The sequence below is a fragment of the Stutzerimonas stutzeri genome, from assembly GCF_024448695.1.
Classification (GTDB): Bacteria; Pseudomonadota; Gammaproteobacteria; order Pseudomonadales; family Pseudomonadaceae; genus Stutzerimonas; species Stutzerimonas stutzeri_T.
Genome location: NZ_JAMOHY010000040.1, coordinates 1 through 15,262, shown reverse-complemented (window position 1 = coordinate 15,262; position 15,262 = coordinate 1). Strand labels below are relative to the sequence as shown.

The window sequence follows — 15,262 nt, the reverse complement described above, 5'->3', positions numbered from 1 at the left end:
TTGATTGATCTGTTCTACCCGGGCCGGCATAATAGTCGGCCTGACTCTTGTTAGGCCAGTAGCTCAATTGGCAGAGCGACGGTCTCCAAAACCGTAGGTTGGGGGTTCGATTCCCTCCTGGCCTGCCAATTTCAATTTCGAATTTGGCAGTTTTTTACAGGGTTCTCTCAGATGAATGTCAAGGCAGAAGCTAAAGACACGCGCTTCGATTTGCTGAAGTGGCTTGTTGTTGCTGCTTTGGTGGCTGTGGCTGTCGTTGGTAATCAGTACTACGCCGCAGAACCGATTCTGTATCGAGTAATTGCCCTGCTTGTTGTTGCGGTCGTGGCTGCTTTCGTTGCGCTGAAAACATCAAAAGGTCGTTCTTTCTTTGTTTTGTTAAAGGAAGCGCGCGTCGAGATTCGTAAAGTCGTTTGGCCGACCCGTCAGGAAACCACGCAGACCACGCTGATTGTGTTGGCGGTCGTGCTGGTCATGGCGCTGCTGTTGTGGGGTTTGGATTCCCTGCTCGGTTGGCTGGTTTCTATGGTTGTCGGTTAAGGGTGTCCCGTGGCTAAGCGTTGGTACGTGGTTCATGCTTACTCGGGTTACGAGAAGCATGTCATGCGCTCGTTGATCGAGCGCATCAAGCTTGCCGGTATGGAAGATCATTTCGGCGAGATTCTGGTCCCCACTGAAGAAGTCGTGGAGATGCGTAACGGGCAGAAGCGCAAAAGTGAGCGCAAGTTCTTTCCCGGCTACGTTCTGGTTCAGATGGATATGGCTGAGGGTGCGTGGCACCTGGTCAAAGACACTCCGCGAGTGATGGGCTTCATTGGTGGTACGGCCGATAAGCCTGCGCCGATCACTGATAAGGAAGCCGAGGCCATTCTGCGTCGAGTTGCCGATGGCAGCGACAAGCCGAAACCGAAAACCCTGTTCGAGCCCGGCGAGGTTGTTCGAGTCGCTGATGGCCCGTTCGCCGACTTCAATGGTGTGGTCGAAGAAGTCAACTACGAGAAGAGCCGTATTCAGGTGGCTGTTCTGATTTTTGGACGCTCTACGCCGGTAGAGCTGGAGTTCAGTCAGGTCGAAAAGGTCTAGCTGAAGCATGCATCCCTTACCCCGCAGCTGGCCGCTGCGGGGTTTTGTCGTCACCGGGATAAACAAGTAATCAGGGGAGCCGTAAGGCGCTTGAACCCGTAACGGAGTAGCTATGGCTAAGAAGATTCAAGCTTATATCAAGCTTCAGGTAAAGGCCGGTCAGGCCAATCCGTCGCCGCCGGTAGGCCCTGCGCTGGGTCAGCATGGTGTCAATATCATGGAGTTCTGCAAGGCGTTCAACGCTCGCACTCAAGGCCAGGAACCTGGCCTGCCAACTCCAGTGATCATTACTGTTTACAGTGATCGCAGCTTTACATTCGAAACCAAGAGCACGCCTGCAGCGGTGCTGTTGAAGAAGGCTGCTGGTATTACCAGCGGTTCCGCTCGCCCTAACACCCAGAAGGTTGGCACCGTCACTCGTGCCCAGCTGGAAGAGATCGCCAAGACCAAGCAGGCTGATCTGACCGCTGCCGAAATGGAAGCTGCCGTACGGACCATCGCTGGCTCCGCTCGCAGCATGGGCCTGAATGTGGAGGGCGTATAATGGCTAAGTTGACCAGGCGTCAGAAGACAATTGCCCAGAAGATCGAAGCGGGCAAGCAGTACGGTTTTGAAGAGGCTGCGACCCTGCTGTCCGAGCTGTCGGCTGTCAAGTTTACCGAGTCCTTCGATATCGCCATCAATCTGGGTGTTGATCCGCGTAAATCCGATCAGGTCGTTCGCGGCGCCACCGTTCTACCGAACGGCACCGGCAAGACCGTTCGCGTGGCTGTGTTCACTCAGGGACCGGGTGCTGAAGCTGCTCTGGCTGCCGGTGCTGATCGCGTTGGTATGGATGAGCTGGCTGCCGAAATGAAAGGCGGCGACCTGAACTATGACGTGGTCATTGCTTCCCCGGATGCGATGCGAGTTGTTGGTCAGCTGGGCCAGATTCTCGGTCCGCGTGGTCTGATGCCGAACCCGAAGGTTGGTACCGTGACTCCGGATGTCGCCACTGCAGTCAAGAATGCCAAGGCTGGTCAGGTGCGTTTCCGTACCGACAAGAACGGCATCATTCACAGTTCCGTGGGCAAGGTTGGCTTTGAAGCCGGTCAGCTCAAGCAGAACGTGGAAGCACTGCTGTCTGACCTCAAGCGTCTGAAGCCGTCCACTTCCAAAGGTATTTACGTCAAGCGCGTGACCCTGAGCACCACAATGGGTCCTGGGCTGGTCATCGACCAGGCTTCCCTCGACGCGTAAGACGATACGCTCCGGTAATCGGGGCGGTGCAAGATTGGGGTCCCTGCCTGGCGGGGGCTATCCAAGACCGTAGGCGGTGCAAGCCTTAAACCGTTGAAGCTCGCTTCTTCAAGCCTACGCAGAGGTGCTCCCGATTCGTACCGAATCAGACACCAAAACCCGTCCGGTTTCGACCGGATGAACCGGTAACATCCAGGAGTAAAACCCGTGGCAATCAAACTCGAAGACAAGAAGGCCATCGTCGCTGAAGTCAACGAGGCTGCCAGTGCTGCCCTGTCCGCTGTCGTGGCTGATGCCCGTGGCGTGACCGTGGGGGCCATGACCGGACTCCGTAAAGAGGCCCGCGAAGCCGGCGTTTATGTACGTGTCGTACGTAATACCCTGCTCAAGCGCGCCGTTGAAGGCACTCAGTTTGATGTGCTCAACGACGTGCTCAAAGGCCCGACCCTGATTGCATTCTCCAACGAACATCCGGGCGCTGCCGCTCGTATCTTCAAGGAGTTCGCCAAGGGTCAGGACAAGTTCGAGATCAAGGCCGCTGCGTTCGAGGGTCAGTTCATCGCAGCCAATCAGATCGACGTGCTGGCAACCCTGCCGACCTACGACGAAGCCATTTCGCAGCTGATGAGCGTGATTCAAGGCGCTACCAGCAAGCTGGCTCGTACACTGGCGGCCGTTCGCGACCAGAAGGAAGCCGCTGCCGCCTAAGGCGAGCACGCTGCTTTCAAACTTCTTATGAATTAGATGGCCGTAGGCCGTCACCTAAATACAGGAACTTAGAGTCATGGCTCTGACCAACGAAGACATCATCAACGCCGTTTCCGAAATGTCCGTGATGCAGGTTGTTGAACTGATCAAGGCAATGGAAGAGAAGTTCGGTGTTACTGCTGCTGCAGCTACTGTTGCTGCTGCTGGCCCGGCTGCTGCCGCTGCTGAAGAGCAGACCGAGTTCACTGTCGTTCTGACTGAAGCTGGCGACAAGAAAGTAAACGTGATCAAGGCAGTTCGCGAGCTGACCGGTCTGGGCCTGAAAGAAGCCAAGGCTGTTGTTGACGGCGCCCCTGGCGTGGTCAAGGAAGGCGTCTCCAAGGACGAAGCTGAAGCTGCCAAGAAAGCGCTGGAAGAAGCAGGCGCCAAAGTCGAGCTCAAGTAAGCGACGACCTTGCGTCTACAGCCGGAGCGACTCGCACAAGGCTGATGGCTGGTGGCTTTTGCCACCGGCCTTTTTCCGTTATAGCCGACTGGTGTGGCTGGCTATCGGAAAGACCCACTCAATGAGTGGCGCGAATCAAGGATTCGCACGATTTTCTGGCTACTTCCGTCGGGAGGGGCCAAACAAGCAGGTGACCAAGCTGGGGAACGCTGATGGCTTACTCATACACTGAGAAAAAACGAATCCGCAAGGACTTTAGCAAGTTACCGCACGTGATGGACGTGCCGTATCTTTTGGCCATCCAGCTGGATTCGTATCGCGAATTCCTGCAGGCGGGAGCGACAAAGGATCAGTTCCGCGACATTGGCTTGCACGCAGCCTTCAAATCCGTTTTCCCGATTATCAGTTATTCCGGCAATGCAGCGCTGGAATACGTCGGTTATCGCCTTGGCGAGCCGGCTTTCGATGTCAAGGAATGTGTCCTGCGCGGTGTAACCTTCGCGGTTCCGTTGCGGGTCAAGGTGCGCCTGATCATTTTTGACAAGGAATCCTCGAGCAAGGCGATCAAGGACATCAAGGAGCAGGAAGTCTACATGGGGGAAATTCCCCTGATGACTGAGAACGGTACCTTCATTATCAACGGTACCGAGCGTGTCATCGTATCCCAGCTGCACCGCTCACCGGGTGTCTTCTTCGACCACGACCGTGGCAAGACGCACAGTTCGGGCAAGCTGCTGTATTCCGCGCGCATCATTCCCTACCGCGGTTCCTGGCTGGACTTCGAGTTCGATCCGAAGGATGCCGTATTCGTGCGTATCGACCGTCGCCGCAAGCTGCCGGCCTCGGTATTGCTGCGCGCGCTGAATTACAGCACTGAAGAAATCCTCGACGCTTTCTACGACACCAATATCTTCCACGTTAAAGGCGAGATGCTCTCGCTTGAACTGGTTGCCCAGCGTCTGCGCGGCGAGATCGCATCGTTCGACATCACCGATGGCAGTGGCAAGGTCATCGTTGAGCAGGGTCGTCGTATCACGGCACGTCACATCAATCAGCTCGACAAGTCCGGTATCAAGGAGCTTGAGCTGCCGATGGACTACGTGCTGGGTCGCACCGTGGCCAAGGCCATCGTGCATCCTGCCACCGGTGAAATCATCGCTGAGTGCAATACCGAGCTGACCGTCGAAGTGCTGGCCAATATCGTCAAGGCTCAGGTAGTCCGTTTCGAGACCCTGTACACCAACGATATTGATTGTGGTCCGTTCATCTCCGACACGCTGAAGATTGATTCGACCACCAATCAGCTGGAAGCACTGGTCGAGATCTATCGCATGATGCGTCCTGGCGAGCCGCCTACCAAGGATGCTGCCGAGACGCTGTTCAATAACCTGTTCTTTGCTTCCGAGCGCTACGACCTGTCGGCTGTCGGTCGGATGAAGTTCAACCGTCGCATCGGTCGTACTGAAATCGAAGGCTCCGGCGTACTCAGTCGCGAAGACATCGTTGCTGTGCTCAAGACGCTGGTCGACATCCGTAACGGCAAGGGCATTGTCGATGACATCGACCATCTCGGTAACCGTCGCGTGCGTTGCGTGGGCGAAATGGCCGAGAACCAGTTCCGCGTTGGCCTGGTGCGTGTTGAGCGCGCGGTCAAGGAACGTCTGTCGATGGCCGAAAGCGAAGGCCTGATGCCGCAGGACCTGATCAACGCCAAGCCGGTCGCGGCGGCGGTGAAGGAGTTCTTCGGTTCCAGTCAGCTCTCGCAGTTCATGGACCAGAACAACCCGCTTTCCGAGATCACCCACAAACGCCGTGTTTCCGCGCTCGGCCCGGGCGGTCTGACCCGTGAGCGTGCCGGCTTCGAAGTGCGTGACGTACACCCGACGCACTACGGTCGCGTCTGCCCGATCGAGACGCCTGAAGGCCCGAACATCGGACTGATCAACTCGCTGGCCGCCTATGCCCGCACCAACAAGTACGGCTTCCTGGAAAGCCCGTATCGTGTGGTCAAGGAAGGTGAAGTCACCGACGAGATCGTGTTCCTGTCGGCCATCGAAGAAGCCGACCATGTGATTGCTCAGGCAAGCGCCAAGCTCGATGACCGCAAGCTGGTCGACGAACTGGTGGCCGTGCGTCACTTGAACGAGTTCACCGTCAAGGCGCCGGAAGACGTGACGCTGATGGACGTATCGCCGAAGCAGGTGGTTTCCGTTGCCGCTTCGCTGATTCCGTTCCTTGAGCACGATGACGCCAACCGTGCATTGATGGGCTCCAACATGCAGCGTCAGGCCGTGCCGACCCTGCGTTCCGACAAGCCGCTGGTGGGTACCGGGATGGAGCGCAACGTGGCGCGCGATTCCGGCGTCTGTGTGGTGGCGCGGCGTGGCGGCGTGATCGACTCGGTCGATGCCAGTCGTGTAGTCGTGCGTGTGCATGATGCTGAAGTTGAAACTGGCGAAGCCGGTGTCGACATCTATAACCTGACGAAATACACCCGCTCCAACCAGAACACCTGCATTAACCAGCGTCCGCTGGTGAGCAAGGGTGATGTGGTCGAGCGTGGCGACATCATGGCCGATGGCCCGTCCACCGATATGGGTGAGCTGGCCCTGGGTCAGAACATGCGCGTCGCGTTCATGCCCTGGAACGGCTACAACTTCGAAGACTCCATCCTCCTGTCGGAGCGTGTGGTCCAGGAAGATCGCTTCACCACCATCCATATCCAGGAGCTGACCTGCGTATCCCGTGATACCAAGCTCGGCCCGGAAGAAATCACTGCAGACATCCCTAATGTGGGCGAGGCTGCGCTGAACAAACTGGATGAGGCGGGCATCGTGTACGTCGGTGCCGAAGTCGGCGCGGGCGACATTCTAGTAGGCAAGGTCACGCCCAAGGGCGAAACCCAGCTCACTCCGGAAGAGAAGCTGCTGCGCGCAATCTTCGGTGAGAAGGCGTCCGATGTGAAGGACACCTCCCTGCGCGTGCCGACCGGCACCAAAGGCACCGTCATCGACGTGCAGGTGTTTATCCGCGACGGCGTTGAGCGCGACTCCCGCGCCCTGGCCATCGAGAAGATGCAGCTCGACGAGATCCGCAAGGACCTGAATGAGGAGTTCCGCATTGTCGAAGGCGCCACTTTCGAGCGTCTGCGTTCGGCGCTGGTAGGGGCGACTGCCGAGGGCGGCTCGGGTCTCAAGAAGGGCACCGTGATCACCGACGAGATCCTCGACGGTCTCGAGCATGGTCAGTGGTTCAAGCTGCGCATGGCTGAAGACGCGCTGAACGAGCAGCTGGAAAAGGCTCAGGCGTACATTTCCGACCGCCGCATACTGCTCGACGACAAGTTCGAGGACAAGAAGCGCAAACTGCAGCAGGGTGATGACCTGGCGCCGGGCGTGCTGAAGATCGTCAAGGTTTACCTGGCAATCAAGCGCCGCATCCAGCCGGGCGACAAGATGGCTGGTCGCCACGGTAACAAGGGTGTGGTCTCGGTGATCATGCCGGTTGAAGACATGCCGCACGATGCCAGTGGCACGCCGGTCGATATTGTCCTCAACCCGCTGGGCGTACCGTCGCGTATGAACGTCGGGCAGATTCTCGAAACCCACCTGGGCCTCGCGGCCAAGGGCCTGGGTGAGAAGATCAACCTGATGCTCGAAGAGCAGCGCAAAGTCGCTGATCTGCGCAAGTTCCTGCGCCAGATCTACAACGAGATCGGTGGTCGCCAGGAAAGTCTGGACGACCTGAGTGATCGCGAAGTGCTGGATCTTGCCAACAACCTGCGCAAGGGTGTGCCGATGGCCACTCCGGTGTTTGACGGTGCCAAGGAAAGCGAGATCAAGGCCATGCTGAAACTGGCCGATCTCCCGGAGAGCGGTCAGATGCAGCTGTTCGACGGGCGTACCGGTAACAAGTTCGAGCGCACGACTACCGTCGGCTACATGTACATGCTCAAGCTGAACCACCTGGTCGACGACAAGATGCATGCGCGTTCCACCGGTTCCTACAGCCTCGTGACTCAGCAGCCGCTGGGTGGCAAGGCGCAGTTCGGTGGTCAGCGTTTCGGGGAGATGGAGGTCTGGGCACTGGAAGCCTATGGCGCCGCCTACACCCTGCAGGAAATGCTGACTGTCAAATCGGACGATGTGAACGGTCGGACCAAGATGTACAAGAACATCGTGGACGGCGATCACCGCATGGAGCCGGGTATGCCGGAATCCTTCAACGTACTGATCAAAGAGATCCGTTCGTTGGGTATCGACATCGATCTGGAAACCGAATAACACGCGATGCACATCGGGAGCGGACGTTGGTTCGCTCCCTGCTCCGCTGGGAGGAAAGGCCTTGAAAGACCTGCTGAATCTATTGAAAAACCAGGGTCAAATCGAAGAATTCGATGCCATCAAGATTGCGCTGGCATCGCCCGAGATGATTCGTTCCTGGTCCTTCGGTGAAGTGAAGAAACCGGAGACCATCAACTACCGTACGTTCAAGCCCGAGCGCGACGGCTTGTTCTGCGCCAAGATCTTTGGCCCGGTCAAGGACTACGAGTGCCTGTGCGGCAAGTACAAGCGCCTCAAGCATCGCGGCGTGATCTGCGAGAAGTGCGGCGTTGAAGTCGCGCTGGCCAAGGTTCGTCGTGAGCGCATGGCGCACATCGAACTGGCGTCGCCGGTTGCCCACATTTGGTTCCTGAAGTCGCTGCCGAGCCGTATTGGCCTGCTGCTGGACATGACCCTGCGTGACATCGAGCGCGTGCTCTATTTCGAAAGCTACGTGGTGATCGATCCGGGCATGACCACGCTGGAAAAGGGCCAGTTGCTCAACGATGAGCAGTACTTCGAAGCCCTCGAAGAGTTTGGTGACGACTTCGATGCGCGCATGGGTGCTGAAGCCGTGCGCGAGCTATTGCATGAAATCGACCTGGAGCACGAGATCGGTCGCCTGCGTGAAGAGATTCCGCAAACCAACTCGGAAACCAAGATCAAGAAGCTGTCCAAGCGCCTCAAGCTGATGGAAGCCTTCCATGGCTCGGGTAACCTGCCTGAGTGGATGGTGCTGACTGTGCTGCCGGTACTGCCGCCGGACCTGCGTCCGCTGGTTCCGCTGGATGGTGGTCGCTTCGCGACTTCGGATCTCAATGATCTGTATCGCCGCGTGATCAACCGTAACAACCGTCTTAAGCGCCTGCTCGACCTGTCGGCGCCGGACATCATCGTGCGCAACGAAAAGCGCATGTTGCAGGAAGCGGTCGACGCACTGCTGGACAACGGCCGTCGTGGCCGCGCCATCACCGGCTCGAACAAGCGTCCTCTGAAGTCCCTGGCTGACATGATCAAGGGCAAGCAGGGTCGTTTCCGTCAGAACCTGCTGGGCAAGCGTGTGGACTACTCCGGTCGTTCGGTTATTACCGTCGGCCCGACCCTGCGCCTGCATCAGTGCGGTCTGCCGAAGAAGATGGCCCTCGAGCTGTTCAAACCGTTCATTTTCGGCAAGCTGGAAATGCGCGGCATGGCGACCACTATCAAGGCCGCCAAGAAGATGGTCGAGCGCGAACTGCCCGAGGTCTGGGACGTTCTCGCCGAAGTCATCCGCGAACACCCCGTGCTGCTCAACCGCGCCCCGACCCTGCACCGTCTGGGTATCCAGGCGTTCGAGCCGGTTCTGATCGAAGGCAAGGCGATCCAGCTGCACCCGCTGGTCTGCGCGGCGTATAACGCTGACTTCGACGGTGACCAGATGGCCGTCCACGTGCCGCTGACGCTGGAAGCCCAGCTGGAAGCGCGCGCGCTGATGATGTCCACCAACAACATCCTGTCGCCCGCCAACGGTGAGCCGATCATCGTGCCATCGCAGGACGTTGTTCTGGGTCTGTACTACATGACCCGCGAGGCGATCAATGCGAAGGGCGAAGGTCGCGTATTTGCCGACCTGCAAGAAGTCGACCGCGTGTTCCGCGGCGGCGATGCGTCGCTGCATGCTCGCGTAAAAGTGCGCATTAACGAAGTGATCAAAGATCGCGACGGCACCATCACCAAGAACACCCGCATCGTCGACACCACTATCGGGCGTGCGCTGCTGTTCCAAATCGTTCCGGCCGGCCTGTCGTTCGACGTGGTCAACCAGCCGATGAAGAAGAAGGCGATCTCCAAGCTGATCAACCTGTGCTATCGCACGGTGGGTCTGAAGGACACCGTCATCTTCGCCGACCAGCTGATGTACACCGGCTTTGCCTATTCGACGATTTCCGGCGTTTCCATTGGCGTGAACGACTTCGTCATCCCGGATGAGAAGGCTCGCATCATCGATGCCGCCACCGAAGAAGTGAAGGAGATCGAATCGCAGTACGCCTCCGGCCTGGTCACCCAGGGCGAGAAGTACAACAAGGTGATCGACCTCTGGTCCAAGGCCAACGACGAAGTCTCCAAGGCGATGATGGCCAACCTCTCGAAGGAGAAGGTCATCGACCGTGACGGCAATGAAGTCGAGCAGGATTCGTTCAACTCGATGTACATGATGGCTGACTCGGGCGCGCGGGGTTCCGCTGCCCAGATCCGTCAGCTGGCCGGTATGCGTGGCCTGATGGCCAAGCCGGACGGCTCCATCATCGAGACGCCGATCACCGCGAACTTCCGTGAGGGTCTGAACGTACTGCAGTACTTCATCTCCACGCACGGTGCTCGTAAGGGCCTGGCGGATACCGCACTGAAGACCGCGAACTCCGGTTACCTGACCCGTCGTCTGGTCGACGTGGCGCAGGATCTGGTGGTGACCGAGGTTGATTGCGGCACTGAGCAGGGTCTGTACATGACGCCGCACATCGAAGGTGGCGACGTGGTTGAGCCGCTCGGTGAGCGTGTACTGGGTCGTGTCATCGCTCGTGACGTACTCAAGCCGGGCAGCGAAGATGTGCTGGTGCCAGCTGGTACGCTGGTTGACGAGACGTGGGTCGATTTTATCGAGCTCAACAGCATCGACGAAGTGATCGTGCGCTCGCCCATCAGCTGTGAAACCCGCTACGGCATCTGCGCCAAGTGCTACGGCCGCGATCTGGCGCGTGGGCATCAGGTCAATATCGGTGAGGCAGTGGGCGTTATCGCCGCACAGTCCATCGGTGAGCCGGGTACCCAGCTGACCATGCGTACCTTCCACATCGGTGGCGCGGCAAGCCGGACCTCGGCTGTCGACAACGTACTGGTGAAGAACGGCGGCACCATTCGTCTGCACAACCTCAAATACGTCGAGCGACTGGACGGCGCATTGGTCGCGGTATCGCGTTCCGGCGAGCTGGCGGTTGCGGACGACTTTGGGCGTGAGCGCGAGCGTTACAAGCTGCCCTACGGCGCAGTGATTTCCATCAAGGAAGGCGACAAGGTCGATGCTGGCACTGTCGTTGCCAAATGGGACCCGCACACTCACCCGATCGTGACCGAAATGAAGGGTGTCGTGACCTTCGTCGGCATGGAAGAAAACATCACCATCAAGCGCCAGACCGACGAGCTGACAGGTCTGACCAACATCGAGGTGATGGATCCGAAGGATCGTCCGGCTTCCGGCAAGGACATTCGTCCGGCCATCAAGATGGTCGACTCGAGTGGCAAGGAGCTGCTGCTACCCGGCACCGACGTTCCGGCCCAGTACTTCCTGCCTGCCAACGCATTGGTCGGTGTGGCCGATGGTGCAGAGATCAATGTGGGTGACGTCATCGCGCGTATCCCGCAGGAAACCTCGAAGACCCGTGACATTACTGGTGGTCTGCCGCGCGTTGCCGATCTGTTCGAAGCGCGTCGTCCGAAAGAGCCGTCGATCCTGGCGGAAATCAGCGGCACCATCTCCTTCGGCAAGGAAACCAAGGGCAAGCGCCGCCTGGTGATCACGCCGACTGATGGCAGCGACCCGTACGAAGAGCTGATTCCGAAGTGGCGTCACCTGAACGTCTTCGAAGGCGAACAGGTGAACAAGGGTGAAGTCATCTCCGACGGCCCGAGCAACCCGCACGACATCCTGCGATTGCTGGGTGTCAGCGCGCTGGCCAAGTACATCGTCAATGAGATTCAGGACGTGTACCGCCTGCAGGGTGTGAAGATCAATGACAAGCACATCGAGACGATTCTTCGTCAGATGTTGCGCAAGGTCGAGATCGCCGAGTCGGGTGATTCCAGCTTCATCAAGGGTGACCAGATGGAACTGACCCACGTTCTGGAAGAGAACGAGCGTCTGGGCGAAGGGGACAAGTTCGTCGCCAAGTACGTGCGCGTATTGCTGGGTATCACCAAGGCGTCGCTGTCCACCGAGTCGTTCATTTCGGCGGCATCTTTCCAGGAAACCACTCGCGTTCTTACCGAGGCGGCGGTTACCGGCAAGCGCGATTACCTGCGTGGCCTGAAGGAAAACGTGGTGGTGGGTCGTCTGATCCCTGCTGGTACCGGCTTGCAGTATCACAGCGAGCGCAAGCGCAAGCGTGAGGCCGACAAGCCGGTGCGGGTCAGCGCTGATGAAGTCGAAGCGGCTCTCACCGAGGCGCTGAACTCCAGCGGCAATTGAGGGAAGGCCCCGGCGTAAGCCGGGGTCTGCCTTGACGGTGTGCAAGAAGCTCTTTAGACTCTTGTACCCCTAATTTGGCGGGGCTTTGTGCCCTGCCATTTTTCGTTTGTGTCGAAAGACAACAGTGGAGCTAGTAGATGGCAACGATCAACCAGCTGGTACGTCAGCCGCGCAAGCGGGTCGTCGAGAAAAGCGACGTCCCTGCGCTGCAAAACTGCCCGCAACGCCGTGGCGTGTGCACCCGTGTGTACACCACCACGCCAAAGAAACCGAACTCCGCCCTGCGTAAGGTGTGCCGTGTTCGTCTGACCAACGGTTTTGAAGTCGCTTCCTACATTGGTGGTGAAGGTCACAACCTGCAAGAGCACAGCGTAGTGCTGATCCGTGGCGGTCGTGTAAAAGACCTTCCGGGTGTTCGCTACCACACTGTGCGCGGTTCGCTGGATACCTCCGGCGTCAAGGATCGCAAGCAGGGCCGTTCGAAGTACGGCACCAAGCGTCCGAAGTAAGCAGCAATTTCTATTTATCTGAGTCGATAAGAGTAAGGTCGGGCGTGACCCAGTCGTTATTGTCCCGAGCTAACCTGAAGACCGTTTGAGGGCTTATCAATGCCAAGACGTCGTGTAGCAGCCAAGCGCGAGATCCTTGACGATCCGAAATACGGAAGTCTGATTCTTGCCAAATTCATGAACCACGTAATGGAGAGCGGCAAGAAAGCCGTCGCCGAGCGTATCGTTTATGGTGCTCTGGAAAAGGTCAAAGAGCGCAAGAACAGCGATCCCCTGGAAATCTTCGAAAAAGCACTCGACGCCATCGCTCCGCTGGTCGAAGTGAAGTCCCGCCGCGTAGGTGGTGCGACTTACCAGGTTCCGGTCGAAGTTCGCCCGTCCCGTCGTAACGCACTGGCCATGCGCTGGCTGGTGGATGCCGCACGCAAGCGCGGCGAGAAGTCCATGGCCCTGCGCCTTGCGGGTGAGCTGGCGGATGCATTTGACGGTAAAGGCGCTGCGGTCAAGAAGCGTGAAGACGTGCACCGTATGGCCGAAGCCAACAAGGCTTTCTCGCACTACCGCTTCTAATTTTCAGCGTCAACAACTCGCGAGGGCTTTATGGCTCGTTCTACACCGATCAACCTCTACCGTAACATCGGTATCTGTGCCCACGTGGATGCGGGTAAAACCACCACTACAGAGCGCGTGCTGTTCTATACCGGTGTTAACCACAAGATGGGTGAAACCCATGACGGCGCCTCGACCACCGACTGGATGGTTCAGGAGCAAGAGCGCGGTATCACCATTACCTCTGCTGCGGTAACTGCCTTCTGGCAGGGCTCCGCCAAGCAGTTCAAGAACCATCGCGTCAACGTCATCGATACCCCCGGTCACGTGGACTTCACCATCGAAGTGGAGCGCTCCCTGCGTGTCCTCGATGGTGCGGTTGTCGTGTTCTGTGGCACCTCTGGTGTTGAGCCTCAGTCCGAAACCGTATGGCGTCAAGCCAACAAGTACGGTGTTCCGCGTATCGTCTACGTGAACAAGATGGACCGCCAGGGCTCGAACTTCCTGCGTGTGGTCGAGCAGATCAAAAAGCGTCTGGGTCACACCCCGGTTCCGCTGCAGCTGCAGATCGGTTCGGAAGAAAACTTCATTGGTCAGGTCGACCTGATCAAGATGAAGGCGATCTACTGGAACGAAGAAGACAAGGGTATGAGCTTCCGTGAGGAAGAGATCCCGGCAGAGCTTCAGGCTCAGGCTGAGGAATATCGCTCCAACCTGGTAGAAGCTGCAGCCGAAGCCAATGAAGAGCTGATGAACAAGTACCTGGAAGGTGGCGAGCTCACTGTCGAGGAAATCAAGGCCGGTCTGCGTCAGCGCACCATTGCCTGTGAGATCGTGCCGGCTGTTCTCGGTTCTTCTTTCAAGAACAAGGGCGTGCCCCTGGTTCTGGATGCGGTCATCGAATACCTGCCGGCGCCGGACGAAGTCCCTGCCATCAAGGGTGTTCATCCGGATGACGAAGAGAAGATCGACGAGCGTGAATCCTCGGATGAGGCGCCTTTCTCTGCGCTGGCATTCAAGATCGCTACCGATCCCTTCGTTGGTACTCTGACCTTCGTTCGCGTGTATTCCGGTGTTCTGGCTTCTGGTGACTCGGTCATCAACTCGGTCAAGGGCAAGAAGGAGCGCGTCGGCCGTATGGTTCAGATGCACGCCAACCAGCGTGAAGAAATCAAGGAAGTGCGTGCGGGCGACATCGCCGCATTGATCGGCATGAAGGACGTAACCACGGGCGATACCCTGTGTGACCTGACTCAGCAGATCGTGCTTGAGCGCATGGACTTCCCGGAGCCGGTCATTCACGTTGCCGTGGAGCCCAAGACCAAGGCTGACCAGGAGAAGATGGGTGTCGCACTGAGTCGCCTGGCTCAGGAAGATCCGTCTTTCCGCGTGCGTACCGATGAGGAAACCGGCCAGACCATCATTGGTGGTATGGGCGAGTTGCACCTGGACATCATCGTTGACCGCATGCGTCGCGAGTTCAATGTCGAGGCCAACATCGGCAAGCCGCAGGTTGCCTATCGCGAGATGATCCGCAACAAGTGCGAGATCGAAGGCAAGTTCGTTCGTCAGTCCGGTGGTCGTGGTCAGTTTGGTCATTGCTGGATTCGCTTCGAGCCATCCGACGAAGGTCAGGAAGGTCTGGAGTTCAAGAACGAGGTTGTGGGTGGTGTGGTTCCGAAGGAATACATCCCGGCGATCCAGAAGGGTATCGAAGAGCAGATGAAGAACGGTGTTCTGGCCGGCTATCCGCTGCTTGGCCTGAAAGCCACTGTATTCGATGGTTCCTACCACGACGTCGACTCTAACGAGATGGCGTTCAAGATCGCGGCTTCCATGGCCACCAAGCAGCTGTCCCAGAAGGGCGGTGCCGTACTGCTTGAGCCGGTGATGAAGGTCGAGGTTGTGACACCTGAGGACTACATGGGCGACGTGATGGGTGACTTGAACCGTCGTCGTGGTCTGATTCAGGGGATGGAAGACTCTGTCACTGGCAAGGTCATCCGTGCTGAAGTGCCGCTGGGCGAAATGTTCGGCTATGCAACTGATGTACGTTCCATGTCTCAGGGTCGCGCCAGCTACTCCATGGAATTCTCGAAGTACTCCGAAGCTCCGTCGAATATCGTCGAAGCTATTGTTAAAAAACAAGGTTGATTCAGCCCTTTAAGTAAGAGGTTTACTGTCG

Annotated in this window: 11 protein-coding genes and 1 tRNA gene; all 12 read left to right on the top strand. The window is 57.9% G+C overall.

What is annotated here, in order from left to right:
- Positions 1-52: 52 nt before the first annotated feature.
- The 12 genes from NAV32_RS17080 (at position 53) to fusA (ending at position 15,231) form a co-directional block, all read left to right on the top strand.
- Positions 53-128 (top strand) — tRNA-Trp (locus NAV32_RS17080).
- A 43-nt stretch (positions 129-171) separates the two neighbouring features.
- Positions 172-540, top strand: a complete 369-nt coding sequence (secE, locus tag NAV32_RS17075) for a preprotein translocase subunit SecE (protein ID WP_256053981.1) — start codon at positions 172-174, stop codon at positions 538-540.
- Positions 541-549: 9 nt separating this feature from the next.
- Positions 550-1,083 (top strand): transcription termination/antitermination protein NusG, encoded by a 534-nt coding sequence (gene nusG, locus NAV32_RS17070; protein ID WP_019342058.1) that lies wholly within the window; start codon positions 550-552, stop codon positions 1,081-1,083.
- Between the two features lie 112 nt (positions 1,084-1,195).
- Complete coding sequence (gene rplK / locus NAV32_RS17065) at positions 1,196-1,627, top strand: 50S ribosomal protein L11 (RefSeq protein ID WP_003280820.1); 432 nt, start codon at positions 1,196-1,198, stop codon at positions 1,625-1,627.
- Entirely contained in the window at positions 1,627-2,322 is a 696-nt protein-coding gene (gene rplA / locus NAV32_RS17060; protein WP_256053980.1) for a 50S ribosomal protein L1, read from the top strand. The genes rplK and rplA overlap by 1 nt, the downstream gene beginning before the upstream one ends.
- A gap of 207 nt (positions 2,323-2,529) precedes the next feature.
- A complete protein-coding gene (gene rplJ, locus NAV32_RS17055) occupies positions 2,530-3,030 on the top strand; it encodes a 50S ribosomal protein L10 (RefSeq protein ID WP_256053979.1) in 501 nt (166 codons plus the stop codon).
- 76 nt (positions 3,031-3,106) lie between these two features.
- Positions 3,107-3,475 (top strand): 50S ribosomal protein L7/L12, encoded by a 369-nt coding sequence (gene rplL / locus NAV32_RS17050; protein ID WP_256053978.1) that lies wholly within the window; start codon positions 3,107-3,109, stop codon positions 3,473-3,475.
- A gap of 212 nt (positions 3,476-3,687) precedes the next feature.
- The gene (gene rpoB / locus NAV32_RS17045) at positions 3,688-7,758 is read left to right on the top strand and encodes a DNA-directed RNA polymerase subunit beta (protein ID WP_256053977.1); all 4,071 of its coding nucleotides are present in this window, start codon (positions 3,688-3,690) and stop codon (positions 7,756-7,758) included.
- 61 nt (positions 7,759-7,819) lie between these two features.
- On the top strand, positions 7,820-12,019 hold the full coding sequence (gene rpoC / locus NAV32_RS17040; RefSeq protein ID WP_256053976.1) for a DNA-directed RNA polymerase subunit beta': 4,200 nt from the start codon (positions 7,820-7,822) through the stop codon (positions 12,017-12,019).
- A 137-nt stretch (positions 12,020-12,156) separates the two neighbouring features.
- Complete coding sequence (rpsL, locus tag NAV32_RS17035) at positions 12,157-12,528, top strand: 30S ribosomal protein S12 (protein ID WP_025240342.1); 372 nt, start codon at positions 12,157-12,159, stop codon at positions 12,526-12,528.
- A gap of 99 nt (positions 12,529-12,627) precedes the next feature.
- Positions 12,628-13,098 (top strand): 30S ribosomal protein S7, encoded by a 471-nt coding sequence (rpsG, locus tag NAV32_RS17030; RefSeq protein WP_256053973.1) that lies wholly within the window; start codon positions 12,628-12,630, stop codon positions 13,096-13,098.
- A 30-nt stretch (positions 13,099-13,128) separates the two neighbouring features.
- Positions 13,129-15,231, top strand: coding sequence for an elongation factor G (gene fusA / locus NAV32_RS17025; RefSeq protein ID WP_256053972.1), 2,103 nt, complete (start codon positions 13,129-13,131; stop codon positions 15,229-15,231).
- Positions 15,232-15,262: the final 31 nt, after the last annotated feature.

What these genes read in the sequence shown, in the direction of transcription:
- secE (WP_256053981.1), top strand. Translation starts at nt 172, where the DNA reads ATGAATGTCAAGGCAGAAGCTAAAGACACGCGCTTCGATTTGCTGAAG.
- rplK (WP_003280820.1), top strand. Translation starts at nt 1,196, where the DNA reads ATGGCTAAGAAGATTCAAGCTTATATCAAGCTTCAGGTAAAGGCCGGT.
- rplA (WP_256053980.1), top strand. Translation starts at nt 1,627, where the DNA reads ATGGCTAAGTTGACCAGGCGTCAGAAGACAATTGCCCAGAAGATCGAA.
- rplL (WP_256053978.1), top strand. Translation starts at nt 3,107, where the DNA reads ATGGCTCTGACCAACGAAGACATCATCAACGCCGTTTCCGAAATGTCC.
- rpoB (WP_256053977.1), top strand. Translation starts at nt 3,688, where the DNA reads ATGGCTTACTCATACACTGAGAAAAAACGAATCCGCAAGGACTTTAGC.
- rpsL (WP_025240342.1), top strand. Translation starts at nt 12,157, where the DNA reads ATGGCAACGATCAACCAGCTGGTACGTCAGCCGCGCAAGCGGGTCGTC.
- rpsG (WP_256053973.1), top strand. Translation starts at nt 12,628, where the DNA reads ATGCCAAGACGTCGTGTAGCAGCCAAGCGCGAGATCCTTGACGATCCG.
- fusA (WP_256053972.1), top strand. Translation starts at nt 13,129, where the DNA reads ATGGCTCGTTCTACACCGATCAACCTCTACCGTAACATCGGTATCTGT.